At 57.3% G+C, this 25,415-nt stretch carries 14 protein-coding genes and 4 pseudogenes; 9 read left to right on the top strand and 9 right to left on the bottom strand.

Going from position 1 to position 25,415, the window contains the following annotated elements; genetic code table 11:
- Position 1 precedes the first annotated feature (1 nt).
- Positions 2-1,071, top strand: a protein-coding gene (locus AC1DTN_RS35830; RefSeq protein ID WP_477924857.1) for an IS3 family transposase whose coding sequence is annotated in 2 segments (ribosomal slippage) — positions 2-224 and positions 224-1,071 — 1,071 coding nt in all. Because the reading frame shifts where the segments join, the coding sequence is not laid out codon by codon here.
- Positions 1,072-1,271: 200 nt separating this feature from the next.
- On the opposite strand, the gene AC1DTN_RS35825 is transcribed toward AC1DTN_RS35830, so the two are convergent.
- The 4 genes and pseudogenes from AC1DTN_RS35825 to AC1DTN_RS35810 all read right to left on the bottom strand — a co-directional run.
- The gene (locus AC1DTN_RS35825; protein ID WP_477924856.1) at positions 1,272-1,556 is read right to left on the bottom strand and encodes a hypothetical protein; all 285 of its coding nucleotides are present in this window, start codon (positions 1,554-1,556) and stop codon (positions 1,272-1,274) included.
- A 680-nt stretch (positions 1,557-2,236) separates the two neighbouring features.
- Complete coding sequence (locus AC1DTN_RS35820; RefSeq protein WP_477924854.1) at positions 2,237-4,129, bottom strand: P-loop NTPase fold protein; 1,893 nt, start codon at positions 4,127-4,129, stop codon at positions 2,237-2,239.
- A gap of 632 nt (positions 4,130-4,761) precedes the next feature.
- Positions 4,762-4,940 (bottom strand): annotated as a pseudogene (locus tag AC1DTN_RS35815) (transposase); the annotation flags it as partial.
- Position 4,941: 1 nt separating this feature from the next.
- Positions 4,942-5,046 (bottom strand): annotated as a pseudogene (locus AC1DTN_RS35810) (DUF4158 domain-containing protein); the annotation flags it as partial.
- Positions 5,047-5,144: 98 nt separating this feature from the next.
- Between AC1DTN_RS35810 and AC1DTN_RS35805 the strand changes: the two are divergent.
- A pseudogene (locus tag AC1DTN_RS35805) lies at positions 5,145-5,836 on the top strand (IS5 family transposase); the annotation flags it as partial.
- Positions 5,837-6,014: 178 nt separating this feature from the next.
- On the opposite strand, the gene AC1DTN_RS35800 reads toward AC1DTN_RS35805, so the two are convergent.
- Positions 6,015-6,971 carry a trypsin-like serine peptidase gene (locus tag AC1DTN_RS35800; protein ID WP_477924852.1) on the bottom strand — a complete coding sequence of 319 codons (957 nt, stop codon included), beginning with the start codon at positions 6,969-6,971 and terminating at the stop codon, positions 6,015-6,017.
- 328 nt (positions 6,972-7,299) lie between these two features.
- Here AC1DTN_RS35800 and AC1DTN_RS35795 point away from each other — a divergent pair, with 328 nt between their 5' ends.
- The 5 genes from AC1DTN_RS35795 to AC1DTN_RS35775 are packed head-to-tail and all read left to right on the top strand — an operon-like array spanning position 7,300 to position 16,186.
- Positions 7,300-7,563 (top strand): carboxypeptidase-like regulatory domain-containing protein, encoded by a 264-nt coding sequence (locus AC1DTN_RS35795; protein WP_477924851.1) that lies wholly within the window; start codon positions 7,300-7,302, stop codon positions 7,561-7,563.
- Complete coding sequence (locus AC1DTN_RS35790; protein WP_477924849.1) at positions 7,560-9,404, top strand: phospholipase D-like domain-containing protein; 1,845 nt, start codon at positions 7,560-7,562, stop codon at positions 9,402-9,404. Before AC1DTN_RS35795 ends, AC1DTN_RS35790 begins: the two co-directional genes overlap by 4 nt.
- Positions 9,404-10,603 carry a trypsin-like serine peptidase gene (locus AC1DTN_RS35785; RefSeq protein WP_477924847.1) on the top strand — a complete coding sequence of 400 codons (1,200 nt, stop codon included), beginning with the start codon at positions 9,404-9,406 and terminating at the stop codon, positions 10,601-10,603. The genes AC1DTN_RS35790 and AC1DTN_RS35785 overlap by 1 nt, the downstream gene beginning before the upstream one ends.
- Positions 10,600-12,579, top strand: coding sequence for a trypsin-like serine peptidase (locus AC1DTN_RS35780; RefSeq protein ID WP_477924845.1), 1,980 nt, complete (start codon positions 10,600-10,602; stop codon positions 12,577-12,579). Before AC1DTN_RS35785 ends, AC1DTN_RS35780 begins: the two co-directional genes overlap by 4 nt.
- A 7-nt stretch (positions 12,580-12,586) precedes the next feature.
- Positions 12,587-16,186, top strand: a complete 3,600-nt coding sequence (locus AC1DTN_RS35775) for a hypothetical protein (protein WP_477924843.1) — start codon at positions 12,587-12,589, stop codon at positions 16,184-16,186.
- An 85-nt stretch (positions 16,187-16,271) separates the two neighbouring features.
- Here the strand turns inward: AC1DTN_RS35775 and AC1DTN_RS35770 are convergent, their stop codons facing one another.
- From AC1DTN_RS35770 to AC1DTN_RS35760, 3 genes are read right to left on the bottom strand one after another with little or no spacing between them, the layout of a single operon-like run.
- The gene (locus AC1DTN_RS35770; RefSeq protein ID WP_477924841.1) at positions 16,272-16,589 is read right to left on the bottom strand and encodes a hypothetical protein; all 318 of its coding nucleotides are present in this window, start codon (positions 16,587-16,589) and stop codon (positions 16,272-16,274) included.
- A gap of 3 nt (positions 16,590-16,592) precedes the next feature.
- Positions 16,593-19,883, bottom strand: coding sequence for a S8 family peptidase (locus AC1DTN_RS35765; RefSeq protein WP_477924839.1), 3,291 nt, complete (start codon positions 19,881-19,883; stop codon positions 16,593-16,595).
- 49 nt (positions 19,884-19,932) lie between these two features.
- On the bottom strand, positions 19,933-21,003 hold the full coding sequence (locus AC1DTN_RS35760; RefSeq protein ID WP_477924837.1) for a hypothetical protein: 1,071 nt from the start codon (positions 21,001-21,003) through the stop codon (positions 19,933-19,935).
- A 643-nt stretch (positions 21,004-21,646) separates the two neighbouring features.
- Between AC1DTN_RS35760 and AC1DTN_RS35755 the strand changes: the two genes are divergently transcribed.
- Both AC1DTN_RS35755 and AC1DTN_RS35750 read left to right on the top strand, forming a co-directional pair.
- Positions 21,647-22,570, top strand: a complete 924-nt coding sequence (locus AC1DTN_RS35755) for an SGNH/GDSL hydrolase family protein (protein WP_477924835.1) — start codon at positions 21,647-21,649, stop codon at positions 22,568-22,570.
- 360 nt (positions 22,571-22,930) lie between these two features.
- Positions 22,931-23,089: pseudogene (locus AC1DTN_RS35750) on the top strand (sulfurtransferase); the annotation flags it as partial.
- 315 nt (positions 23,090-23,404) lie between these two features.
- Here AC1DTN_RS35750 and AC1DTN_RS35745 read toward each other — a convergent pair.
- Positions 23,405-25,228 carry a tetratricopeptide repeat protein gene (locus AC1DTN_RS35745; protein WP_477924833.1) on the bottom strand — a complete coding sequence of 608 codons (1,824 nt, stop codon included), beginning with the start codon at positions 25,226-25,228 and terminating at the stop codon, positions 23,405-23,407.
- Positions 25,229-25,415 lie beyond the last annotated feature (187 nt).

Genomic DNA, 25,415 nt, shown 5'->3' with positions numbered 1-25,415 from the left:
GATCGCATTCGTTTTGAAGCAGGCGGAGGATGGGACGCCGATCGGTGAGGTCTGCCGCAAGGCAGGGATTTCCGATGCGACCTTCTACAACTGGCGCAAAAAATACGCGGGGCTAATGCCTTCGGAGATGAAGCGATTGCGACAGCTCGAAGAGGAGAACGCCAAGCTGAAGCGGATCGTAGCCGACCTGTCGTTGGACAAGGCCATGCTGCAGGATGTGCTCTCAAAAAAGCTTTGAGGCCTGCCCGCAAGCGGAAGCTTGTCGACACAGTCAAGGCCGACTGGAAGGTCTCGATACGGCGCGCATGCTCGGTGCTGAAGATCGACCGGTCGCTTTATGTCTACAAGTCCAGGCGCGGTGAACAGGCCGAACTGAAGCTGAAGATCAAGGACATCTGTCAGACGCGAGTACGCTACGGCTATCGTCGCGTTCATATCCTGATCAAACGTGAAGGATGGGCGGTCAATCCGAAGCGAATCTATCGCCTTTACAAGGAGATGGACCTTCAGCTCCGCAACAAGGTTCCCAAGCGCCGGGTCAAGGCGAAGCTGCGGGCCGACCGCACGGAGCCAACGCACTCCAACCATGTCTGGGCCATGGATTTCGTTCATGACCAGTTGGCTACCGGCCGCAAGATCAGGGTTCTGACGGTCGTCGATACCTTCTCCCGCTTCTCGCCGGCGGTCGATGCACGCTTCAATTACAAGGGTGAGGATGTGGTTCAGACGCTCGAGCGGGTGTGCCGCCAGGTCGGGTATCCAACGTCGATCCGCGTCGATAATGGCAGTGAATTCATCTCGCGAGATCTTGATCTCTGGGCCTATCACAAGGGCGTCGTGCTCGACTTCTCGCGACCAGGTAAGCCGACCGACAACAGCTACATCGAGAGTTTTAATGGCAAGTTCCGCGCCGAATGCCTGAACGCCCACTGGTTCATGAGCCTTGACGACGCACGGGCAAAGATGGAGGATTGGCGTAGAGACTACAACGAGTTTCGGCCACACAGCGCGATCGGCAACAAGGTGCCGATTTTGCTCATGAACGGCTCATCGGCACCCCCGCCGACCTGAGCCTTAACCCCGGAAAATTCCAGCTCCCGCTGGCCCAAATTCGGGGAGCACTTCAAAAAACCGCTGGAGCGAACTCAAAATTGGATAAAACTTGGGGGCAAGGTCAGTGTGCCAATCACACCTGACCAATACGCAGATTCGTTTTGAAGATCGGTTCCGACCCAAGGCGAGTGTGCGTTGATCGCGGTCAAGCCGCAAATTCACATGCTGTCGATAAAGGGGTGTTGGATGAGAACCCATTCGTCAGGATATGGCTCGTGATCCTGCTGGTGCTCCGTCTGGTACTCGCCCCAGCCCTGAAGCTTCCAGTATTTCGCCATGACATCGAAATGGCTATGCCCAGTTATCTCGCCAGCCTTAACAGCCCCCTTATTAAGGAGCGCTCTGAAGCCGTCTCCCATTGGGCCAGCAAGACAAAGGCCGGGGAGCAGTTGACCGTCTGGCTCGGGATCGAGCCAGATTTCGTGGACAAGTTCGTTTTTCATCGAAGTGTTTTACTTCACGAACCACCCTTCCGAAAGAGGCGATCGGACGCAACGGGGGAGCTACTACGTGGAGAAATTGCTTGCCATGCCCGGATAGTTCCACGGTTACCTCTATGAATTGGTAATGGGCAATTAAGAGGTAGTACTGAAGGCGGGAGTGAGGGCGCGAATTCGCCGTTGAGAATGTGCCGCGATTGGCATTAATCGCAACGTCCGACTACCTTATTCGAGTCTTGAATAGATTCGCTCCCCGGGCCGCTAGTGCGAATTTCCTGGTGCTCTGCACGCAGCACTTTTTCTATTCGCCTCAAGGCCGGTTCCCTTCGATCCATTATGCGATCTTCGCCGCCCAAAGAGTGAACATCATAGCAACAAGGCTTGCAGGGCTCGTGGAAGCACAGTTCTGTAAGGCGCGTCGGCCGCGCGGATCCCGCTGTCGCGCCTTAGCGGATTTTTGGGGCCAGCGGATGCTAGAATTTTCCGGGTGAGCGGCGACCGCCCAGTTGCGCGCTTATTTGCCGGTGATATCTTCGCGAGCTTCATCGATCACATCAGGCCCGGGGGTGGCCGCGTATTGGGCCGTCGCAGACCTTAGCGCTTCGATGGACCATCGTTCCAAACTCGGCCGTGGCAGCCTAGAAAACGTACCGATAGTTCGGTGAACTTCGCAGAGTCGCCCGTCAGATGACGTAGCCGGCAATGCGGCGCGCCTGTTCGCGCTGTTCGGCCTGGGCCTGATCGAGCGGCGCCTCCGCCACCTCCGTTCCACTTAGCGCATCCACCAATTCGGCGTACAAAGTGTCAAGAATCAATGATGTCTCCCAAGCCTCCAACTGTCGGATGGGCGACCGGATGACGAGATACTCCCACAAGGTCTTCATCATCTCGAATTTGCGAACAAACGAAATTATGGAGCGGGGCCCCCAAATGACGTCTTTCTGGTCCGCCAGCCGGCCCATGATCTCAGCGATCTTCTGACGTTCCTCGTCCTGTATTCGGGAGATGGGTCGAGGCCTCGTAGCACCTTCGTCGGTGTGATCGAGCCGCTTCTTCAAGGCCGCGATGCTATCGTCGTCCCGTTGCAGTTGTTCGACGAGTATTTCGAACGCCTTTTTTGCATTCTCCGCGTTCAGTTCCGCCAACCTAATCAGCTTTTGCTGATGCAGTTCGAAATCAGCTAGCTCCTCTTCGTTTGGAGGTCTGACCTCTTTGACCGCGGGAATGTGGCGCACCTTTACCTCATCGAGGAATGCTTCCTCCCCCAGCATCACCTTGTTGCGAAATGATCCCAATCCCGACAATCCCCGTCTTACGACAACTTCTTCCGTACGAGCCTCCTTTACCACGTTATATTTAGTCTCAATCTTCGAGGTCCTGCGCTGTTCCAATTGCCTCAATGCTTCATCGAGCTCCGCGCTTCGCGCACTCAACTCGGCTTGGCGGTTACCCTTCGCCACAAGCAGCTTCTCCATGACGTCGAACTCAATTATAAAGGTGCTCGTAGCGGTTGCCTCCGTAGCCGTCATCGTGGGCAGCCGGATATGCGCTTTGAACAGCCGCTCCTTGAAATAGTAGGCGATATTGTGAGCGCGCGTACCATGAAGGCGCTCGATAGCGTCGTCCAGGGCGCTTTCGTCCAGGAGAAAAAGGAAATGCATCAGCCCATCGTCTGCGCTATCCGACAAGAAAACGGAGATAGATTCCGTAATCGCAAGGGAATGGTCTGCGGACACGCGGTCGAGATCCTCGACGATGACGAGAATGCGTGTTTTCGCCGGCCGATACCACTCGATAGTGCAAAGAAGAACGAAGCTCACGAAGCAGAAGACGCACCAGGCGGAAATCGCCAGATACCGCTTCCAAAATTCGATGGAGGGGGAAACCTCCACAAGCCTCGCGTAGATGAGCAAAACGACGAAGGGAACTATGAATAGAAACGGTAGGATGACGATCATTCTCAGCACGTTCCTCGTCTTCTTCGAACCCCAGGCCGAAACGAGATCGCGCAGGTCGCGCCCTATCGTTTCCTGAAGCCCAAGCTTTTCGGCATGGCTTTCCACACGCCAATACACCCTCCGTATATGTTTGAGCACACGGGGCACTGCCGAAGCCAGTCGAGTGATGAATAGCAACGCGACCGGCCCCATGGAGGCGATGAGAAGCCATAAGAACTCCCAGTCGGAGGCTGGGATAGTCGCAAACAACCAGACCATCACGTAGAATGTCGACGCTACCGCCTGAACCAGTCCTGTTCGCTCAAAGTTCATCCGTACGACGCTAGCATAGAGCGCCAGAGCACTTTCCTTTTTCAGCCCGTCGTAGATGCTCCTGTAAAGGTGCACCCAACATTCTGGCTTGTTGGGATAGAGCCAGCTTGGAAAGCGCACGTTGACCATTTGCGGGAGTTTCTCCCCTACAATGTCCGACGTGAATGACTTCCCCCTCCCCCACGCACCGAATAGCGCGAACGACGATTCCCTCTTTTCGGCCTCAATGATGTCGACAAGCGAGAACGCCACGGCCAGTTGTTCTGCGGTAGGCTTGAGCTTGCTTGTGGCGGTACCGGCATTCATGAACCATCCTCGGCAATCGCAAAACTCCGTCGGGAAATTTCCAATACGCAGGCCCGAGCCCTGGGGCATTCCTATTAGGATACGCGATCCAAAGATCGCCAGAACTTGTTTGGTACCATCGTCTTTCTAGCTCGTACTGCCCACGCGCCGGAGGTCTTGCTGCATGGCTCTATCCAACGCCGTACCGTTCCGAAATCCGTGTGCCAGGCCCGGTTCCCGCGCCGACCGTGACGTGACGAGCCGATACATCGAACACGCTAATAAGTATAAGGCTCATGGAAACCATGTTTCTGACTATAAATGCCTTCTCAATGGTTGACGGTATGAATTAAAGACAATCCCCGAATTTTGGCAAGTAGTCCTGTGGTGAAAAAATTGACCTGAGTCCGGCATACTGAACAATACAGAGGAGTACGCGCCGTGAGACCGTCTATCGGAGGCCAGGGCTATTTAAGAGCGGCCGTCCTGCTCGTTCATCGCCCCATGACTTCACTCCGTTTCGCTTCGTCAGATCGATTAGCGAAAGGACTGTGAGGCTCGGCATGATGTGCGTGGACACAATAACCGACGGAGAGGCTCGCGCACTTCCAATTGATGCCGTCACTGCCGCGATCCTCTATACCTCGCAGAACTCTGCCCAACAAGCGTTGCAACTCTTTCAACTGGGCCTGAAGCGCCCAGTATTCGGAAGCCGGAACGACCTCCTCTTCGGCGGCAGTCGCCGTCAGTGCGCCTTGGGACGCTAGTTGCGCCAGGCAAACAACTGGTTCGGCTGGATGCCGTGCCGACGCGCGACGATGCTCACCGTCGCAAGGCGGAGTTTCTTCTGCTCCAGGCACTCGACCCGGGTATCGCATCAGACATAGCTGGATGGCAAAGCCGAGCCGATTGTGACTACGTCTCCGCAGTTCGATCTCACCAAAGCCTCTTGAGACAATATTAGGCCGTAAACTCATAAAATTACTTGGTATTGTTCACGTGTCGTGATTCAAGGCTTCCGAATAAGGGAGCCTCTATGACGCGTCGCCGCTACGAACTCACCGATCACGAATGGTCGACCCTGTCGCCGCTGTTGCCCAACAAACCCCGCGGCGTTGCGCGGGTGGATGACCGGCGAGTGCTCAATGGTATCCTCTGGCGGTTCCGGACCGGCTCACCCTGGGCGGAAATCCCAGAGCGCTACGGTCCGCCGACCACCTGCTACAACCGCTTCGTCCGTTGGCGGAAGGCCGGTGTCTGGGACAGGCTTCTTGAGGCCGTTTCCGAGGCTTATAATGGCGATATCGTCATGATCGACTCGACCTGTGTCCGCGTTCACCAGCATGCGGCCACGGGAAAAAGGGGGATGGAGACGATGGAGGCATGGGACGTTCCCGCGGCGGGCTTACGAGCAAAATCCACGCGCTCGTCGACGCCGAAGGTCGTCCCGTCAACCTCCGTCTGACCGGCGGCCAAGTCGCCGACTGCACCGAGGCTGACGCGCTGACGGACGAACTCGGCGAGGGAGATATTCTATTGGCCGACAAAGGTTATGATAACAATGCCATTCGCGCCAAGGCCGCCGAGCGAAAGGCGTGGGCCAATATCCCGCCGAAGACAAACCGCAAGGGGTCCTTCGTCTTCTCGCGCTGGGTTTACCGGCAGCGCAACCTCGTGGAGCGTTTCTTCAACCGGATCAAGCAGTTCCGGGGCATCGCAACACGATACGACAAGCGCCCGGAAAACTACCTTGCCGCCGTAAAGCTCGTCGCCACGAGAATTTGGTGTCAAAGTTTATGAGTCGACGCCCTAGCCTGACGAACTTGAACGAGAGGCGGTCGGCGGACGACAGTTTGCCTCACCGGCGCAGCACGCTTGTTTGCGCCGGCAGACCGCATGCCATCGTTTATTCTTTCCAGTTTGTCAGGTTCCGGAAGACGGGAGCCGAGATGCGCGTGCCCGAATTGGTGACCGCGCCGCCATAGGCATGAACCGCAACGGCGATGCGCTGACCGTCCTTGATGATGTAGACGGCTGCGCCGCTTTGTCCGCCGGCCGTATCGATGTCGTAATAGACTTTTGTAGCAGCGACCGAGGCAATTCCCTTGGTGTCGTACCACATCGTGCCGTCCGGCTTGTCGCCGGGATAACCCGTGACGTTCGCGACGTTTCCAACCAGTTCGGCGTCGCTATAGCTGCCAAAGCCAAGCGTCCCGACGGTGTCACCAAGATCAGTCGGCAGGATAATGGCGGCGTAGTCGTAATTTTCATCCCCTGAGTCAGCCCAGCCCTGGACAGTCCAGAAGCGGCTGCTCGTCACCGATCCGTATGGAAGGTTCTCGCCATTTCGCCCGGGCATGACCTCCATAGTCTTTACCCACCCGTCACGGTTAGGAACCCCGCTGTTCTTGATGTAGACGCAGTGCCCGGCCGTGATCAGCGTCCGATTGCTGATGAACCAACCGGTGCCGATCCATTGCGAACCGTCGCGCGCCGTAATCAGCAGGGAAGCATTGACCCGGTAGGGATATTTGTCGGTGTCCTCGACCTTCAGCCGGTTGTCCGGACCGTGGACGGTCTCGAGCACGACTTCGGGATCCTGGAAGGAAGCCGCGCCAATATCGCGCAGCGGCTTTCTCAGTTGAAGTACCGCGGCCGCCGCCGACTCCTCCTGCACTTCTGGGCGCAAGGCCTCGACACCGTCGCGGGGGTCCAGAACACCCTTCGCCGCGCCAGTTTCTGGCGGCGATACGAGTGAAGCCGCGCGTCCTCTTTCCGTGGCCGTATTGCTGATTGGTGTATGCGGACCTGTTGGGACCGGGCCTCCCGGTTTCTTGTTTGCCGCTTCTGGTTTCCTTGCCATAGTTTTCACGCCCCCTATTTAGCGCCAGCGATCCCGGCGCAACGCCAAATTCCAACGGTTGCACATTCCGCAAGCGAATAGCTTTATCTTTTATTGGAGAGAGAGGCCCTTCGCGGCTCCGCAACACAACTCATTCGTGAATCCCCTCTTGCCAAAAAACAATAATTGCGCGAGTTTGAGTAAATAGCAAGAGAACTTGAAGCGTCTACAAATACTGCACTATGCTGAACGAGCACGTTACCGGTCACCGGCAGTAGAGGCTGGCGTCCGCAAAGTAGAATGCCTTCGACAGGAGAGGGCGCGCCCGGCAGGCGCGGCCATTACAGTCATGAGCGTTGTCTCTGGTTGCGTCATCGGCCCCGATCGTCAGCCCGTCAAGGGTGCACACATCATGTTTGCCAGGGGACCGGTCGCCCTTCCCGATATCGCTCAGATTTGCGATGCCGCGGGCAAGTTCTCACTCACGGCCCCTGTCGCCGGGATTTACAGTCTCCTTGTAACCGCACCTGGCTTTCTGCCGGTGGAACGAGAGGTGAAAGTCAGCGGCAAGGACGTGCCTTCGATCGAGATTAGGATGGGGGAAAATTCATGAAGCAAGAGCTTGGGAAGAGGCAGGTATCGGGTGTCATCGAAATCAGAGGCGGTAGCTATTTTATAAGTACGGGCGGACTTTTCGCCGAACTGGTGCCGCCGTCAGGCGGCACGGATCCGTTCGCACAGCTCGTCGGCCAAACGGTTGTCGTCGAGGGCGATCAGGTAGCGGGCCGAATGGAGCGAGCGGAGCTTGCACCCGCGGTGCGCGTCGAAACTGCTGTTTCAACCAATGACCCCCGTTTTGCGGCGGTGTTTGCTGCGATCGATTCACAGGGCGCGGCCTTAGAGGCTATGCAGAATGTGCTGTCGGTGCGACCCGGCTATCGCCGGACCGCTGGTCTCCTCGTGCTTGAGCCTGCGGTCGTCGTTGCCGTGAGCCGTAAGGTGCCGGAGGTGGATCTGTCTGAAGGGATGGCTCTGCCCAGATCGATTGGACAGGTTCCGGTCGATGTGGTGATCGCCGACCCAGTGGAAGCCTTACAAGCGGGACCGACGACGCAGGAGGCGGCGGCGGCGGCAACCGCGCACCTTCCTTCGATGACGGCAAACTGGAGGGTGGTATTGTCCAGCCCGCTGGCGCCCGAAGCCGCCGAAAGCGCACAAATCGGCTATAAGAAACCGACGAATGTCAACCTCGACGCCTGTTTGGTGCGCGACGTTCTTTGTCATGTCGGACCAGACGCCGGGTGGCCCACACTCAGCACATTCCTGCGTGATACCGAGACAAGCCTTACCGTCACGATGTATGAAATGACTGCCGACTACATCGTCGACGAATTGAAAGCGATCGGGCGGGACACCGACGCTGACCTCGCACTTGTGTTACAAGAAGATTCAAACGAGACAGCCTCAGTGGCTGGATTGCGCCAGAGCTGGGATGGGGAACGCTTCACCTATGCCAAGGCTGTGGTCAGCGGTCCGCAAAAAATCTTCGCCAATTCCTTTCATTCCAAGGTCGCCGTGCGTGATGGCAAGGCAGTATGGCTGTCGAGCGGCAACTGGTCTCCTCATTCCCAACCACAAGTACCGTCTGGACCCAATCCAACGATCTACCGGCTGGGTAACCGCGAATGGCACGTGGTGGTATATGATTCCGTACTCTCGGGGATATTCGAGAAGTTCATCATGTATGACCTCGAAACGGCTGCCAAGATCGGGCCGAGCGAAATGGCACCGGTCATGCCGGAGCTATTCGTGCCGGAATACGCATTCCTCGAACTGGAAGCAACCGCATTGCAGCCCGCACCGTTCGCGCCGATGCGGATCATCCGCAGCAACGCGGAGCCAGCAATTCCAGTGCAGCCGCTGATGACGCCCGACAATTATGGCCAGGCCATCCTTGACCTGATCAGCAGCGCAAAGAGCACGCTGTTCATGCAGTACAGCTACATCCGCGGGCCTAAGGATAACGATCTCTATCGGGAGCTGCTGAAGGCCGTCGCCGGGCGGATGAAGAAGGGTGTCGACGTCCGTGTCATCGTCGACGGACGAAACGAGAAACCCCAGGACGTCGACCTCGTCCTTGCGCTCGGCTGGGATAGCGCGCGTTGGCGGCGTCAAACAAGCAAGGTGCATAACAAGGGCATCATCGTCGATGGCTTGAAGACCGTTGTGGGAAGCCAGAACTGGTCTAGCGACGGGACGCAAGTCAACCGCGACGCCAGTCTCTTATTCGAAGACCGTGACATCGCGGTCTATTACGACAAGGTGTTCCAGTTCGATTGGGCCAATCTGACCAAGCCGATCGGGACGCAGGAAATATCGCCCCTCCTTGCTCGACCGGGGGAGCCGACGCCGGTCGGGATGGTCCGAGTCCCCTGGAGTGCGTGGTACGGATGATGGGAAACAAGATGACAACCAAGAGTGCCGGTACCGATCCCGTCATAAATAATCTCGTGAAGAGCGCCGGTGATTTGCTGCTGCGCGGTGGAACGCTTGAATCGAGCGGCGGGTCGGGACCGGTCGCGAATGCGGACTTGGTCGATGCTGTCGCCCACACGCTCACCGGCCTCGCTCCACCCGGAACGCCGGAAGGCGCTCCAACCGGGGCGAAAGATCTTGCGGTGGCGAAAGCCGTCGTCATGCGGGCGCGTCGCGCGCTGGATAAGGTCAGGATCCAGGGCAAGGAACCGTCATCACTCACCGCGCAGGACCTTTCCGCGCTTGAGGTTATCGTCAACACAGTCGGACGGCCAGCGCTACGATACAGGAATGGCCGCGTCGAACTCCCACCCAACAAACTGGGCGACAATTCGAGGTGGTTCATCCTGGTTGCGACGGAACGGGAGAAAATCGACTGTTTGTCGAAGTGTGTCGGCCGCTTCGGCAGTGAAGGCCCTTTGGGCGCGTCGGCCACCGGTTGGCGAGTGGGTAAGGACTACGTCATAACCAATCGGCACGTCGCAAGCGGCCTCGTCGTAGATCGCAACCAGCCCATCGAGACCTGGAAAACGGATGCGACAAAAAGCCCCTTTATCGACTTTGCCTACACGGACCAGACGGCAGGACCCGCACGCATGGAGGTGGGAGAACTCGTGTTCTGTGCGCCCGAACCCGACATTGATCTTGCCATTTTTCGCGTGACCCCGGCTAACAGCACGATGCCGCCAGCCATTACCATCGACTGGAGTGAAAGCGCCCTCGGACGGACGCTGCCGGCGACCGACGGGGCCGCGCCAGTGTTTCAGGGGCAGGAGATCTACGCTATCGGCCATCCCTTCGTCGCCGTAGCAACGCAAGCAATGAAGCTCGTCTTTGAGGAGGCGGATGGGCGAAAGCGCTGCTCGCCAGGGGTTGTCATGGGCGTCGACCCAAAGCGACCACTCCTGTTTCACGACAGCTCGACCCTCAGCGGCAATTCCGGATCCTGCGTTGCCGCAATTGTGGCTGATGGCAGGCATGTGGCAGTGGGTCTCCATTATGGCGGCAGGGAACTTCCGACCGAGCAGGGGTCGGGACTTGGATCTGCCAACTACGCCGTGGCATTTTCGCGCATTGCGGAGCATCCAGCGGCGCAATTTCTGAGATCTGGGTCATGAACGATCACGTCCCTCCACCGAACGATGGCATGACGGCTTCGCAACGGGCCGATCTCGCAACACTCCTCGTGCAAAATCTTCTGCCTCGTAACATACAATGGCTCGCCGAACGGGTTCTGGGCCTATCGGCAATTTCAGACATTATCGGCAACCGACCCTCTGTCGAAAACCTTGCCTGCGCGTTGATCGAGCGCATGCAGGAGGCAGGCCGACTCGCGGACGCCATTGCCATTCTGAGAACAGAGACCCGCAATGCCAGTCTGTTGAGGGGTCTCAACCATATCCTGACCGGAAGTCCGCTCGCCGCGCTACAGGCCACAGTGCATGCACTGGATGATCCGTTTTTGAATGCTGACTTTGTGGACCTCTACTATCCACGTGTACAGCGTACGGTGTGCGCGGTCGCTCTCGGGGGGCACGTCAATGAGCTAAAAGGAACAGGTTTTCTGATCGGGCCGGATTTGGTGCTAACCAATTTCCACGTCGTGGAGGACTTCCTCAAAGTGGAAACCACGGTCGGCGGCGAAGATAAGATCACGTCCACCGTGGCAGGCGACCAGCTATTCTTCTTCTTCGATTACTTCGCCGCGCCGCGCCCGCTCATTCCTCCCGACAACGCGCGACCACATGCAAGCATGGTCGTCAAAGCCGTTACCGAGAACTGGCTCGTTCGCGCGCGCTGTCTGCTATCAAAGGACGGGTATCCGCCTTATCCAGAAGAAGTGCTTAAGAAGAAGAAGTATGACTACGCGGTCATCAAGCTTGACCGGCCGGTTGGAAACGCTCCTTCCCGCCGCAGTGGGGGTGCGCTACGTGGCTGGCTCACACTCGACAGTGACATCAGCTACTTCGATGACGTTGGCAAGCGCCTCTTCGTGCTCCAGCACCCCGGGGGCGCCGAGCAGCTCTGGGATGTGGGCGTTTACGCCCAGCTCGATCCAAGCGAAACGCGCATATGGTATTCTGTAAACGCAGAACGAGGAGCGTCGGGAGCGCCTGCCGTCGACAAGAAGGGTCGGGTATATGCACTCCACAATGCGGCGGTTCGCAGCGGGCCGGCCGTCGAGGCCGGTATGCTGGTCAATCAGGGCATCCGGATCGATCTGATCTCAAAGGATCTGCATCCGGTCGTTGAATTGCCACCTTCGGTCGATGAAAACATTGGATACTGGTCGCTCACCGAGGACAAATCGGACCCTCGACCGATTATTGGGCGGGAATTCTTCCGTACCACGGTGACCGCCATGATGGCTGCAACCAACGGCGGCCGTGTTATTACCGTGACCGGTCCGAAAGACAGCGGCCGACGTTTTTCTGTCGACCTTCTAAAGCGGATCGTTGGCGCAGCGGTTCCTGTTATTCAGTTTGTGCCGGACAATCTCGCTGAACTCTCACCTCGCGCTTTCGTAAAGGCGCTGGCTGACTTCCTCATGCTGCCCAAGTCGTCCACCATTCCGGAGGCACGGCAAACTGAGTCGACGTCGCGTTGGATTAGCCACGATCTGCCGACATGGCTTGCACAACAGTTGGCCGCGGATCAGGCCAGGACACCATCGCGCTATCCAGTATGGATTGTGATCAACACGGTTGTTCCGGGCGGGACCCCGCTTTCGTGGGCGCACGACCTCCCCGATCTCATTTCCGCGCTCATGGGACCACCAGATGCCTCACAGCCGACACCTGATCTGCCGCAATTGCGGTGGCTCCTGCTTGGAGCCTCGAACAGTCCGATGCCACCAACACGAATGCCGGTGATAAACGATGACCTCAGTGCCCCATCCAACACCGACTACTCTACGCAATTTGCCAACTGCATGGCGATCGCCTGGCGTTCCATCGAAAGAAGCGAAGCTCTGCCCCCGGTATTTTTGACAAAATTGGGTAAAAAATACGCCGAAATGGCATTGAACGAGAACAAGCCCGTCCGAGCCTACCTCGCGCAGTGGGTTCGGGATATGATCACGGCGAACAATTGAGGTCACAATGAGCCAATCGACCGAGCAGCCGGAAGGTTCAGGTTTCGACTTGGAGCACGTACCGGAGTGGGCGCGCAGGTTTGCACTGCAGACAGAGCCGGCAGCAATAGGCGCGGCGCCCGATATCACGAGCTATGCCGGTAGTTCTTCATGGCCGATTCTCGTCTCCGCCGCGACTGTATCTTCTTTTCTGCCTCGCGATCTGATGCCTGACACGAAGATGGATGACGAGCGCAAGCAGGATGCTGAGCAGAACGTTCTGTCGTTCGCAGAAGAGGTCTATGGGCCCGACGGCACCAGGTGGGCCTTGACGCGCGAGGCCCGCAGATCGGTTCTGTCGCTGGCAAGCGCCGAGGATATACAGAACGCAGTGGCGAACACGAAATCCCGCTTCGTCGATCCGATCAGCGTCGCGCTACGCGAACAACTTACAACTGAAAAGGTCGACGTAGAAGCAGCGGTGTTGCCAAAGCTCGAAGCGGCACGCTTGGCGGCAACCTGGCTTCAGGATGTAAAGGGCACATCAGTTGACAGTCTTGACGAACTTAACCGTGAGATCGAATTGCGACGTCTTCTCAAGCCGTTTCGGCGGATGGTCGGTCTCGATGGTGATGAACGATCTGAAGCCGACGCCTCCAGGATACGCTTCTACGGCCGCGAAAACGAGATCAAGAGGCTCCGCGACTTTGTCGGAGTTGTGCCTGCTTCCTCGCTGCTGGGATCGTTCGGGCGTTTGACAAAGCGGCTCGGGCAGGCGGCACTCGGCGCGAGGCCAATGGTTATCTGGGGTATCGGCGGCGTTGGCAAAACGACGCTGATCGCGAAGTTTGTACTCGAACACGCCGAGGCGGCGAGATCGCGTTATCCGTTCGCCTATCTCGACTTCGACAGAGCAACGGTAAGCGCCCGCAGGCCAGAGCTTCTGCTTGCCGAGATGTGTAATCAGGTCGGCGCCCAGTTTCCGGAACTGGGTGAGAAAATGCGGGCCTTGCAGGACAAGGCGCGAGCCTTGTCAGCTATGGCGGACGGAACCTCCGAGAAAGCCTCGCCGGACGCCGCGCTGGTTGAAGAGCTGACCAGGTACCTGCCCCAGGGATCACGCGACGTGGTAACCTTCGTCGCCCTGTTGCCGCTCCTGAAGGACTTTCGCGCCGCCATCGACACGCATATTGCGGGTCTGGAATCAATGTTCGAGTGGGAGCGGCCGTTCCTGCTGGTTCTCGACACTTTTGAGGTTGTCCAGTACTCGGAAATCGATGTTCGCAGGGTCGAGGATTTCATCCGCGTCCTAACGTCGTCGAAGAATGGCTTGGGGTGGCCCCGTCTGCGCCTCATCGTTTCTGGGCGCAAGAGACCTCCAAAATTCCTTGATCACACCGTCAGGGAGACTGATGAAATCGGCCTTGGCGCCCTTGATAAATCCGGGTGCATACAAATGCTCCTTGCTTTGGCCAAAGATTCCGACAAGCCAATCACCATGGCCGAAGCGCAAAAGCTCATCGAAGCCATGATAGCCGGCCTTGGTGAATCTCAACCATGGGGACTTCACCCATTAACGCTTAAACTTCTGGGCAGCTTATTCGCGAGCGCGAAGAACGCGACCGGGAGTGACGTGGTGCACCAACTCATCAGTGAGTTGACGAATAAAACAGGCAATGGCAGGCTGAACAAGGCGTTGATCGACGGCATTCTGATCCGACGAATTTTGGGCCACGTAGCAGACGAGCGCGTTCGCGCCTTGGCCGATCCAGGGCTGGTGGTGCGGCGTATAACAAGCGACGTCATCCGCAACGTCATGGCGCTCGGTACGCCCGCGCCGGGCTCACCCGAGGAGATAATCACGGGTGACAGCCTAGAGTTCGATCCATGGATTCTGTCGACGAAAACAAGCGGCGATCCGCCGCGAGACGAGGCTGAAGAGATATTCGATGCATTCCGGCGCGAGGTATCTCTCGTCGAACACGAAGAGGATGGCGGCCTGCGCCATCGCCAGGATCTGCGTCAAGAAATGCTGCCGCTAATTAAGGCACGGCGTCCGAACCGGTTCGATCAGTTACACAGGCTTGCGTACAAGCATTTCCGCAGCAAGGCTGAAGCGATGGAGACTGATCAGTCATCGCGGGCTGAGGCCATCTATCATGGATTGTGGCTGGATGTTCCGCTCGAAGAAATCGATTCGCTTTGGCCCAAGACGCCCGGTTTTGATCCTCGTCTCGACGCCGACGAGATTGAAACAAAGCCTAACGCCGCGCGCTACATCAATGCCAAGACCCGAATGCCGATGAAGCCGGGGGATGTTGCCGCGCTGCCCCAACCGATCGCGATTGAATGGCTGACGTCTAGGGACCATACATTCCTGGTGGATGATCATCCAAACGATGTCGTTCGCGCGTCCAGGGTAGCTGCGGGACGGGCGTTCGAAGGTCTCGATCAGCATGGCGCGACCGCCGCCATCGTCGCAAGGCTGCTCTATCGGACGGGCCAATGGTCCGACAGCCGTCAGTTAGCTGAGCGCCATCTCGGCGAGTTAGACTATTTTGACAAGGCAAACGATGTGTTGTCGGGACGCCTGAACGGATTTCAGGATGCCAATAATGACAGCCTGGTATCTCTTCTTCGTACTTGGGCGACCATGTCGGCAAAACTCGGAGCGGAAGCGTCCCCATTGGCGGCGGCGCGCATTCTCGGTGGCCCCCAGAGCCAATTGACTGACAGTCTGGTACGGACGGAACTGCTGGCCTTGGCGACGCTCGGACATCGGATGCTGCAAGAAAGGTCGGATTGGAGCTTGGGTACCAGGTCTTTGGTTGCCGAGCAAACCGTGGAGATGGCGCGTAGCGTGCCGCTTAATCTTTGGTCCGGCAGCATCAATGTGCTGCGCCTCGCCATACTCGCAGCAAACGAAGACGTGGCCGACCTAATCGAGGCATATTTCAGTATCAACAACGTTCCACCCCCGGACGATGAGGCCATAGAATTCGTGGGTCATGCGCTAGTAATGGCGAACCGGGAAGCCGGCAGGTTTAGCGTGGCGAAAGACATCATGAACTGGCTGCAGACTGTGGCTTCGCGGCGTGATCCAAACTATTTGCAATCGGTTTGGAAAGATTCCCTGGTCGACATCTTCCGAACTGCCCGATCGTATCCCCCAATGCAACCCGTCCTCAGGAAGGTCCTGACCTTCGATCATCGAGACTGGGTCCGACCCTTCGGAAACGCACTATCACGAGCATTCGAGGAAGGACAAGGCAGCATACTGCGCCGCTTCCTTTCAAGCCAGGCATTTCTGTCGGACTTGGGCAAAGATCCATCGCTCGACGGGCTATCAATCATACAGTGGGCGACAGCCCGTGGGAACCTTTTGCATCTTGCTGCCATAGTCGACGACTTCTCCGAGGCGTACACAACTGACGCCGATGATGCCGGCGAAACCTACCCTGCCACTGTCTACGGGATAGCCCAGGCGCTGCTTCTCTGGCACGATGTCAATCTCGCGTCGATCATTGGAGTCGAAGAGCCGGGCTTCGACGTGGACAGTGTGCAGACCAATAGGGTGACGCGCGCGAACAAAATGAGCGCAACGAAGATTTCACGACGGAAGAAGTAGTTATGTCAAAGCGATTGCCAACGATTATGTCGGCTTTGCGCTAGACGCCGACTTCGTCACCGAGGGCCCCACAGGCATTGAGGTTTCAGGATCCGCGGCGGGGCTCTGGCAAAATATCACTGACTGCGGTGGGGAGAATGGCTCTGACGCGAGAATCTTCCGCGATGCGTCGCAGCATCGAGACATCACCATGGACAGCGAATGACTTTGCAACACGGCTTATGGGACCGATGGACGTCGCCCGAGCGCCGCCTGCCGCTTCGACGATTTCGCGGGCAATTGCATCCATTTCAGCTTGTGGTACCTCCGCGCCCAGGAAGACTTGGAGACCGGGGTCGGCGGCGCCTGACTCTTCAACCTGCTTCAGAACGTCCGCCTTCTCCCAATTCGTCGATTGCGCCATGTCTCATACCTTGCCATCACGTGTCCGCATCCTGCTTTGTCGACCGCTACGCGGCCCCACAGTGGTGGATGCCTTGAGTGCCTTCTGGCCGCCTTGCGAAAGCGGCATAGGCAATCCGAGAGCCTCGAGAGCTTTGAGTGCGTCGGGCACGCCCAAGTTAGCGCGGCTCTGATCCATAGTTGATGGACGAACGCAGGATTTCAAGATGGAGTCTTGGATTTCACTCGCCGGAGCGTGAGGGTTTGCTTGACACAAGATCGCAGCGAGCCCGGCGATGTGCGGTGTTGCCATCGATGTTCCGGACATCTTGGCGTAGCCGCCGCCCGGAATGCTGGAAATAACATCGACGCCGGGGGCTACTATGTCCGGGACGAGCGGATCTTGAGCCCGGAGGAAGGTTTGGCTGCTCGAGAACGGGGCAACAAAGTCGTTCAAATCGCACGCTCCAACAGAGAGAACACCGGAGTAGTTGCCAGGAGACCGGCTCGAACCAGCGTATTCGTTGCCGACTGCGATTACGGGTAGGACGTTGCCATCCATTAGGGCGTCGATCAGGACCTGAAATGCCGGTGTAAAGCCTCGCAACCCCAGCGACATTGACAGGACCCGCGCGCCCTCTTCCAAGATCCATTCCATTCCTCCGATGATGCGAGTGATGACATCGCCGTTCTCGATGACGAGCGCGCTCGCGAGTTTGCACCCAGGAGCGACGCCGAAGCGGGCGCCGCTGGCGAGCCCACGGCCGGCAATGGTGCCGGCGGTATGGCTCCCGTGCTCACCGCTGTCACGGGGCGTGGCTCCATATACACGACGACCGGCGAGATCGAACTCGGCGAAACTGTGTATTGCATCAGCCAGTGCGGGGTGGGCCCCATCGATCCCGGTGTCGAGATGGCCGACGATGACACCTTGGCCATCGTACCCGGCTTCCCATGCTTGGTCGACCTTGAGCCGGCGGATGCCCCACTCGACATCCAGAGGCTCTGTCACAGCCTGCGTCGCCGTGGGACGGATGATACTAGGCGCGGGCGCCTCGTGAATCACGCGCGTTGCACTGTGATTTTTGAGGTTATTGATCGTTCGCCAAGTGACGGTGCCAACAGCGACGCCGAGCCGGGGAAACACAGTCACGGGTCGTGGGACTACTTGTCGCTCTTCATAGCTCTCCGCTGCTGCGGCGGCGGCGAGGTGGTTTGCTTGGGACATATCGGGGAACTCGAAGCAAGCCTCGAAGGATGAATCTGCGGTGGAAGTGGCGCTTGTAGCGAGCGCCGCCTCCAGATTCTCATGTCGCAGCGCCACTAAGACCTTCGCGAAACCATTCAGTTCGATAGCGTTGTCAACCTCATTTGCGACGCGCGGCCGAGCTGGAACCCGAGACATGGCGCTTACGCTTTCTGCCTGTAACGTAGCTGCTCCTGTGAAACTGACGTGGAGGTGGTTGTCGTGACCACTGAGAGGGGTGACCCCCGCGATGTTTGGGTCATTGAAAAAGATTGTCCGGATCGGCATTACGGAGTTCCTGCGGATGATCTCGATCAGGAGCCGTGTCCGGGCGGCCGAATAAGCGGAGTCTTGCCACGTCGCCCCCTCTTCCTTTGCATCCTTGCGGGGAACGCGTAGATCGACGTCGATGCCGCGCTTGTGGTCCTTGTGTGGAGGCAAAGGCCCTCCGCCGTCGCGGCTGATGTTTCCGACGCCGACCCGCACTCCGGTTGCCTCGAAATACTCGTCGGCAATTTCCCGTACGGCCTCGATCGTAAGTGCCGTTCCGAATCTCTTGGCCACAGGCCCGTAAGCATAGAAGCTTGTCGCTGAGGCTGGCAACTGCACGTCGATCGGTGCCCCTGCGGCAGCCGACATATCGTCTGTGTTGTCCGGCGCTTCGCAGGCCTCTTCGTCATGGTCATCGTCATAATCGTCGCGGCTCATATCCTCCGCGAGGGAGAGCGAAGCGCTGGTGCTAGCGAGCTTGCCATCGCGGGAGAATATGTAGACGTGCGCTTTCGCCTGCCAGTCTGTGGTGGTCCAGTTGCGTGAATCTGGTCCAATTCCGCCGTGCGATTCGAGTGTCTTGCCATTTACGACCAGGACGACGTGGCCGATCCCAGAGGAGGCATCCTGCGGTCGAAGAAAGGCGATGCGCACGATACCGTCTTTGAGGACGCCGTCGGACGGTGAGACCTTCTCGAAGCCGCGCTCTTTTACATAGTCGTGCTGGACGACAGAGCCATCCGGGAACCTAAGTCGCGGTGTCGTCGCGCGGCGGATTGCCTCGCGTATAAACCCGCTACAGTCCACCTTGGTGAAGTCGCGCCCAGGCACTGCACCAAAGAAAGGCACCTTGCTCCCGAGCCCGTACCGCACCCGCGGTGTCGACGATGTGCAGGCGTTGAGGAAGGAATTTGCGGAGGCGATGCTGAATGCAACGGTGCCCGCGGCAAGGCCGCGCAGTTCCGCCCCTTCCGCGTCGTCAACGGCCCCCGGCGCACCGAGATTGGCCAGCATGCGGGCAGTGTTGAAATCAGCCGTCGCATCCGGCTCAAGCGGGCTGAAGCCAGGATCCTCGTCTGCGTCGGCCTCTAGTGCAGTGCTAGCCAAACCGCTCTGGACACTGGCGCTGAAGACGCTTTCGGCAACTTCCTCGCAGTATGGCAAAAGGCGCATCACGTCCTTTGCATATTGCTCGGCTCGCGGGCCGGAGCCATTGTAGGCTCGCACTGCCGAACGTAGGCTGCCTGTTGCTTCGAATTTGCGCTTGAGCTCCGAAACGGCTCTCGAGACGCACTCCTGGAAGCTGTACCATTTCCTTTCGCGGAAGAACGACTCATCGGTCTGGACGTACTGGAGATCGTATTGGAAGATGCCATAGCCCTTGTAAACCATCGAGGCGGAACTGAGGCCTCGCGCAACGCGTGCCTTGTTCGTCTCGTCGATCAGAAGATTGGTGAAGACCTTGCCGTAGGTGGCACGGAACTCGGAGGTATTGACAGGAAAGGCACTTCGCGGAGCGTTAGCGACATCACCGCTTGCATCGTAGACGCACAGGCCAAGTATTTCCGACGCGGGCCGGCTGGAGGTCAGAGGCAGCCAATAATTGCCCGCTTCACGGCAAGCAATTGCACATAGAAGCGGCACAGAAAAGGGCGTGCCTCGGACCGCATCGTCGAGTTCATCTCGGAAGTGGTCGAGCATCCATCGAGTCACGCCATGGGCGGTATCCCGCTCGGTATGAGCTGCTGCGAGGGAACTGCTTTCGAAAACTTCGTCATCGGCTATCGTATCGTCGATCATGTCTTCTCCCCCGTTTGGTGTTTTTTCGAGCGGCGACTTGCCGCGCCAATTAGCTGGCAGTGAACTTCACCGCGCGTAGGCCGTTGACAATTGCCTCGGAAGCGACGCCAGCTAGAAACAGGCTAGCGTAGTCGGCCAGTCCGCCGGCGCCAAAGGTCTCGGCCGTACCCGATCCACCATACTGCTGCAGCACGAAGACGATCGTCAGAGCGGCGAGGGTGATTAGCACAAGGGCTGGCATAAGTCGGGCGTAGACAGTGTCAATCGGCAGCGGCGTGACCCCGGCTAGCCAGCGTAGTGCGATTTCCGGTCGGTTGGTACGGATGTTAGGCACGCTGGTGCCTACGCCGGCTGCTTCACCTGTTGCCTGCAATGCTTGCTGAATCTCAGTCGCCAACGACGCGATCTGAGAAGCAAGTGTGTCGGCGTCCGCATTACGGGAGGCGAGTTGCTGACGTAGGGCGGTAAGCTTGGTCCTGAGTTTTGCCTTCGCATTTTGGTCGGCGATGGTTTCGAGACCCTCTTCCAGTTCAAAGAGCCAGTCGTAGAGGCGCACCCGGGCGACGACTTTTGGATCGTAGACCAGCTGTGACAGGCGGCCGAGAATGATGCCGCAAAGTGCGGCTAAGATCGCCCAGACCACGGATGTGCGGACGTGGATTTGAAGCGGCAGCGTGATTCCGGCGGTATTCGGTGCGGATAGCATCAACTCGCCGCTGTAGGTGCCCGCTGACAGTCCGTCAGCCGTAATCGAGAGCTTGAGACTACCGGTCTCGCCCGGTTTGAGTTGGAGCGTATCGAGTGGCGCCAATACGCCGCTGCCGCCGACGCCGATTGCGGAGCCGTTCGTTGGCACAAAGGTCGGCGTGATCGACAGATCCTGCGTCCCGTTATTAGTTACGGTGACCGCAGCCTGCCTATCCGTCTCAATCTTTGGCGCGAACGCAGCCGAAAGATAGCATGCGTCGGGAAAACAATTCGCGCCCAACAGTTGAACCGCTTTTGTCGAACCGACGATGAAGGACGCACTTGCCTTGTCCTGCGCCATCGCATGGTTGATGCAGCAGAAAGCCACCAATGCGGTGAGTAAGGCGAAATAACATGTTTTGAACGTGCGCATGCTAAGATCCTGCGCGATTAACTAGGCACTTCTAATTGAAGTGGTGTTTTAAATTGAAAGCACATCTTTAACGTTTTTTCAATATTGCAATTCATATGTAATGTTTTATTTTAGGTATGCCGGTCTATAAATATCTATTAACTTTCGCGCCGGTCCGCTGAAACATACAAGAAAATAACTAACCCGGCCACCTGCGGCAGGGGCGATATATGTTCACGAATATTCACATGAATTTTTGAAGACGGATATATATAGTACTCGGCGATATTATTGTGATTTTGGCAATGTGTGCTGCTTCGATTATGCCCGCGGTTGCATTAGGCCTGGCATCGGGAATAAGCGGCCACGCGAGGGTTTTCACGTTTTCGACTTGGGACCTCGTGCCATATTAGACTTATGGCGAGATAGCTGGCGGGACGGAGAAGGCGAAGTGATCAGATTCACAGAGACGCTTCGTTGACGGAAAATGTTCATCAGACACATTGGCCGCCCTCTGCTCCGTGAACTGACGCGACCGTCCGGAAGGCCAGTAGGGTTCGGCAACAGCGGGATCCCGACGGAATTTGATAGCGACAAGAACGCCGATGCTCGGCGGACTGTAGGTCATTTGGATTGATGCGTGCGACCATTGGGAGAACTGGAAATGCAAAATGAATTTACAGCCCTTGCTTTAACTGACGACCAGATTGACGCCGACATCGAAGCGCGAATGCAAAAACAAGAGCAGGATGTTCGGGCCGCGAGTGATCCCAGCATTTCCACTACGGCCGCCGATGAACCTAAATCAGCTGTCGCCGTCGGAGACTCATGGTTCGATTATCCTTTCGCCAATGACTTCGGCATCGGTCAAACTGACATCATTGCGCAACTCGATCTGATGTATGATCATAAAAAGCCGATACTACGCCTGGCGCACTACGGCGATGCCACCACCGACATGATGACGCCGAAGAAACAGGAACGCCTTATCAAGGCACTCAAGAACAAAAACCTCTGGGTGAGCGGGCGACCTAATGCGATTTTCTGTTCCGCTGGCGGAAACGACGTGGCGGGCAACCAGTTCCGGGATTTCCTAAACTACAACAGTGGAATACCCGCGAGCGAAGGACTTCAGTTAGAGGTGTTCAACGAATTGCTGTCCCACGCGAAGGCGAATTATGAGACGTTATTCGAGCTGCGTGACGCATATGCGCCCGGGGTGAGAGTGATTGGACACTCTTACGATTTCCCCACGCCTGACGGACGTCCAGTCGATTTTTTCGGATTGAGGATTGGCCCCTGGCTGAAGCCATCCCTCGACTTAAAGAAATGGAACACGGCCGATGGAAAAGCCATCGTCGCTGATGCTTTGAATCGCTTTCGCCGGATGCTCGATGGGTTAGCGTCCATCCCAAAGAATAAATTCCACTTGGTGAAGACACAGGGCACGCTTGTAGATCCGGACTATACGCAGGATTGGAAAAACGAACTCCACCCTACTTCCCGCGGGTTCAAAGCGATGGCCAAGAAGTTCGACTTGGCTTGGCGGCGTCCTGCAAGTTTTGAGGAGGATACGGTCTTATCATAGCTCGAGCGCAGCCCGCATCGGAAGATGTGAAGTCCCAGACGGCAATGTATCTGCACCCAATCCGCGGTTGGCGCTCCCTCGACGGAGCGCCAACCGCTGACTCGGCCTTCGCCTAGAGAGTAGTCCATTCGAGGGAGACCTTCCCTTGAAGCCGTCGAAACGGAAAATCGCAGTTTCGGTCCGGGTCCGGCGCGCGCAAAGAGGACCAGTGAGTGCCGGCCCACGGTGTTAGAGCAAGACCGTTGCCATGGCTGCTGACCGCTAAACGGCAGTCGACGTCAGCGGAGCCCGGCTCACAAACTTGCAGACCAAGGGGCGTTGCGTCGCCTCTTTCGGCGGCACATTTCCTGCTTGCTCACCTTCGACATCGAAGCCGATGTGCTCTGGAGTCACCGCGGCGAGCTCTGCACCTTCGACGGCAAAGTGCAGTAGTTCGGACTGAATATCGAGCCGATGAAACGGCTCGCGCCCGAGGTCTCGCGCTTGCTGGCAGCATCGCCAGGCCTATCGCGGCTGTATACCTACGGCCTCCACAACTAACACTAACGACATGCATGTGGTGCATTTTGGACTGGGTTGAAGTGACCTGATGGCCCTTATAGCAGACGCTGGCGTAGCGTCCGCTTACGCGCAAATGTGGTCACGGGAGGCATGCGAATCTCACCACTAGAGCACTGCCCTCTGAAGTCGAAGCTTCGTACCATTTGTTCGTCCCAAATGGCGGCGACAACATCATGCTGATGGGACAACAAATCATTAGTTTTTTTTGAATGTGATTTACGTCCTTTACTGGACGAGTAGAATCATTCTGGGTCGTGTGCGTCGCTAGCTGCGCTAGGAGCCTCCATTTGCGACATAAGCAGCGAGGAAGGTCCTAGCTTCGTCTAATCGGCCAAGCCGCTCGCACGCGACCGCCGCAATGATCATTGCACCTAACTCTCGTGGACTCTGCTCCAAAATGCGTTGCGCTAAATTTACGACAATATCCCATTGCTCGTCGTGCGCCGCGACATGCATTCTAGCAAACAATGTGGATGCCGCGCCGGGATAGGTTGCCTCTAGCGCAGCAATCTCGCGCTTAGCGATTTCGACTTCTCCAGCATCTAGTTGAGCTTTAATAACGGACACACGCGTTTCTGCGCTCGTGTTCTGTCCGATTAATTCGTGCATCAGATCTAATCTGCCCTTGGCGTTCGATAACAAAAAATCGAGTACTGTTCCCCTGGAAAGGATTAGTGAACACGTGCCGAGATGTCCGAACTCGCGGCGCAGTTGTCGTATCAGACGTTCGACCGAACCAGGGGTCTCATTTCCGAGGACCGCGTCAGAAGCCGGAATTTCAATTTTCCAAACACCGTTCGGCTCCCCCCGATAATCACTCGACAGATCGCTCATTTCCTTAGCACATGCCGAGTAGGCCAGGGCGTCGCGATGAACGAGCTCGTAGCCGGAAGCTTTCAGGCGATCCGAGATGGCGATGATGTCCGTGTTCGGCGGAGTCCAAATCCCGAGCAACGCAATCATGTTGTTCTCTTGTGTGCTCGGCGTCGGCGGTCGCCCGAAGACCTTCATGCACGCGGACAACAGTGTCGCTAGGTGTGGGGACGTGATTGTTGCTACGATGCCGCGCTCGCAGCAGACTTGACAATTAATCTGCTCCCCTTCATCGCGCGGCGACAGAATAAGGAACCCGCAGTGCTCACATGAAATGAAGCGGTAGCCTGCCGTCCGTTCAATGTAAGTTGGATGTCGGCTCTGAAATCTTCGGGCAGTTTGCTTGTAGCCATCTATGAATTGTTTAGCATAGTCCTGCTTATCGGTACGCAGGTAGAAATCGAGCGCGAAACTACTGTCGACCATTGAAATTCGCACCTGGAACTGTGAAGTATTCCCGTCTCGCAGCCCCTGACGGTGGTTGGAGGGGTCGTAATCACTGTCATCCGCTCTTGCTTCCGGCCCATTACGCGGGGCGGGGTCGGTCCCGTTGTGAGAGTCAGCAGGCGGTGCCGGTGTCTCAGCATCTCCTGTTGCTGCCTGACTTTGAAACGTGCCGTTCTCCGCAGAATTGTCAGTACCGAAAACCTGCCTTACGATCGACAGCGTTTCCGCGATGATGCTGTCTTGCAATTCTTTTTGCGCTGGTTCCAACGCGGTCAGGAGTCCCGCCACATCGCCTTTGCGATCGGCTGCCATGCAGGCCGCAAGCATAAGCACATACCATCGTTTCGACTGGAAACCGAGATCATACGCGCGCTCAAGAGCCTCCGCCGCAGCAAGCGGATTCCTCGTGCCGATCAACAGAATCTCGCCCAAGATTACGCGATAATAGCTGTCAGATGGGTCGAGCTTAACTGCACGGCGTGCCGCATCCTCCGCCTCACTGAACTTATTCAACTTGAATTTCACTTGCGCGAGAACTGCCGCAGTCTTGTGGTTCTTCGGGTATGCCATTTTGAGCCAATCCAGTTCACGCTCCGCTTGCGAATACTCCCCCAGATCGTGGAGCGTTGCGGCAAGGTTGCCGCGCACTTGTTCCATGCGTTCGTTTCCGGCACGAAATACAAGTTCTTGGAAAAGCGCTCGTGCTTCTTCAAGTTGTTGGTTTCCACGCAGAACTGAGCCGGTTAGGCGCATAATTTCCATTGAGAATTGAGCCATGTGAACCTTCCCCCAACGCGGTGAGCGACGGGGGCAACGGAGTGAACCACATGGGACTTTTAAACATCATCCGTCGGATGAAGCTGCGCGAGAAGCAGTCGATCCGCGAGATCAGTCGGCATACCGGTTTGTCGCGTAACACGATTGCGAAGTATTTGAACGCTGGCACGATCGAGCCGACGTTCAC

The sequence above is a fragment of the Rhizobium sp. 01T444 genome (genome assembly GCF_056398305.1).
Note: the sequence above shows the minus strand (reverse complement) of the source record. Positions and strands in the feature narration are given on the sequence as shown.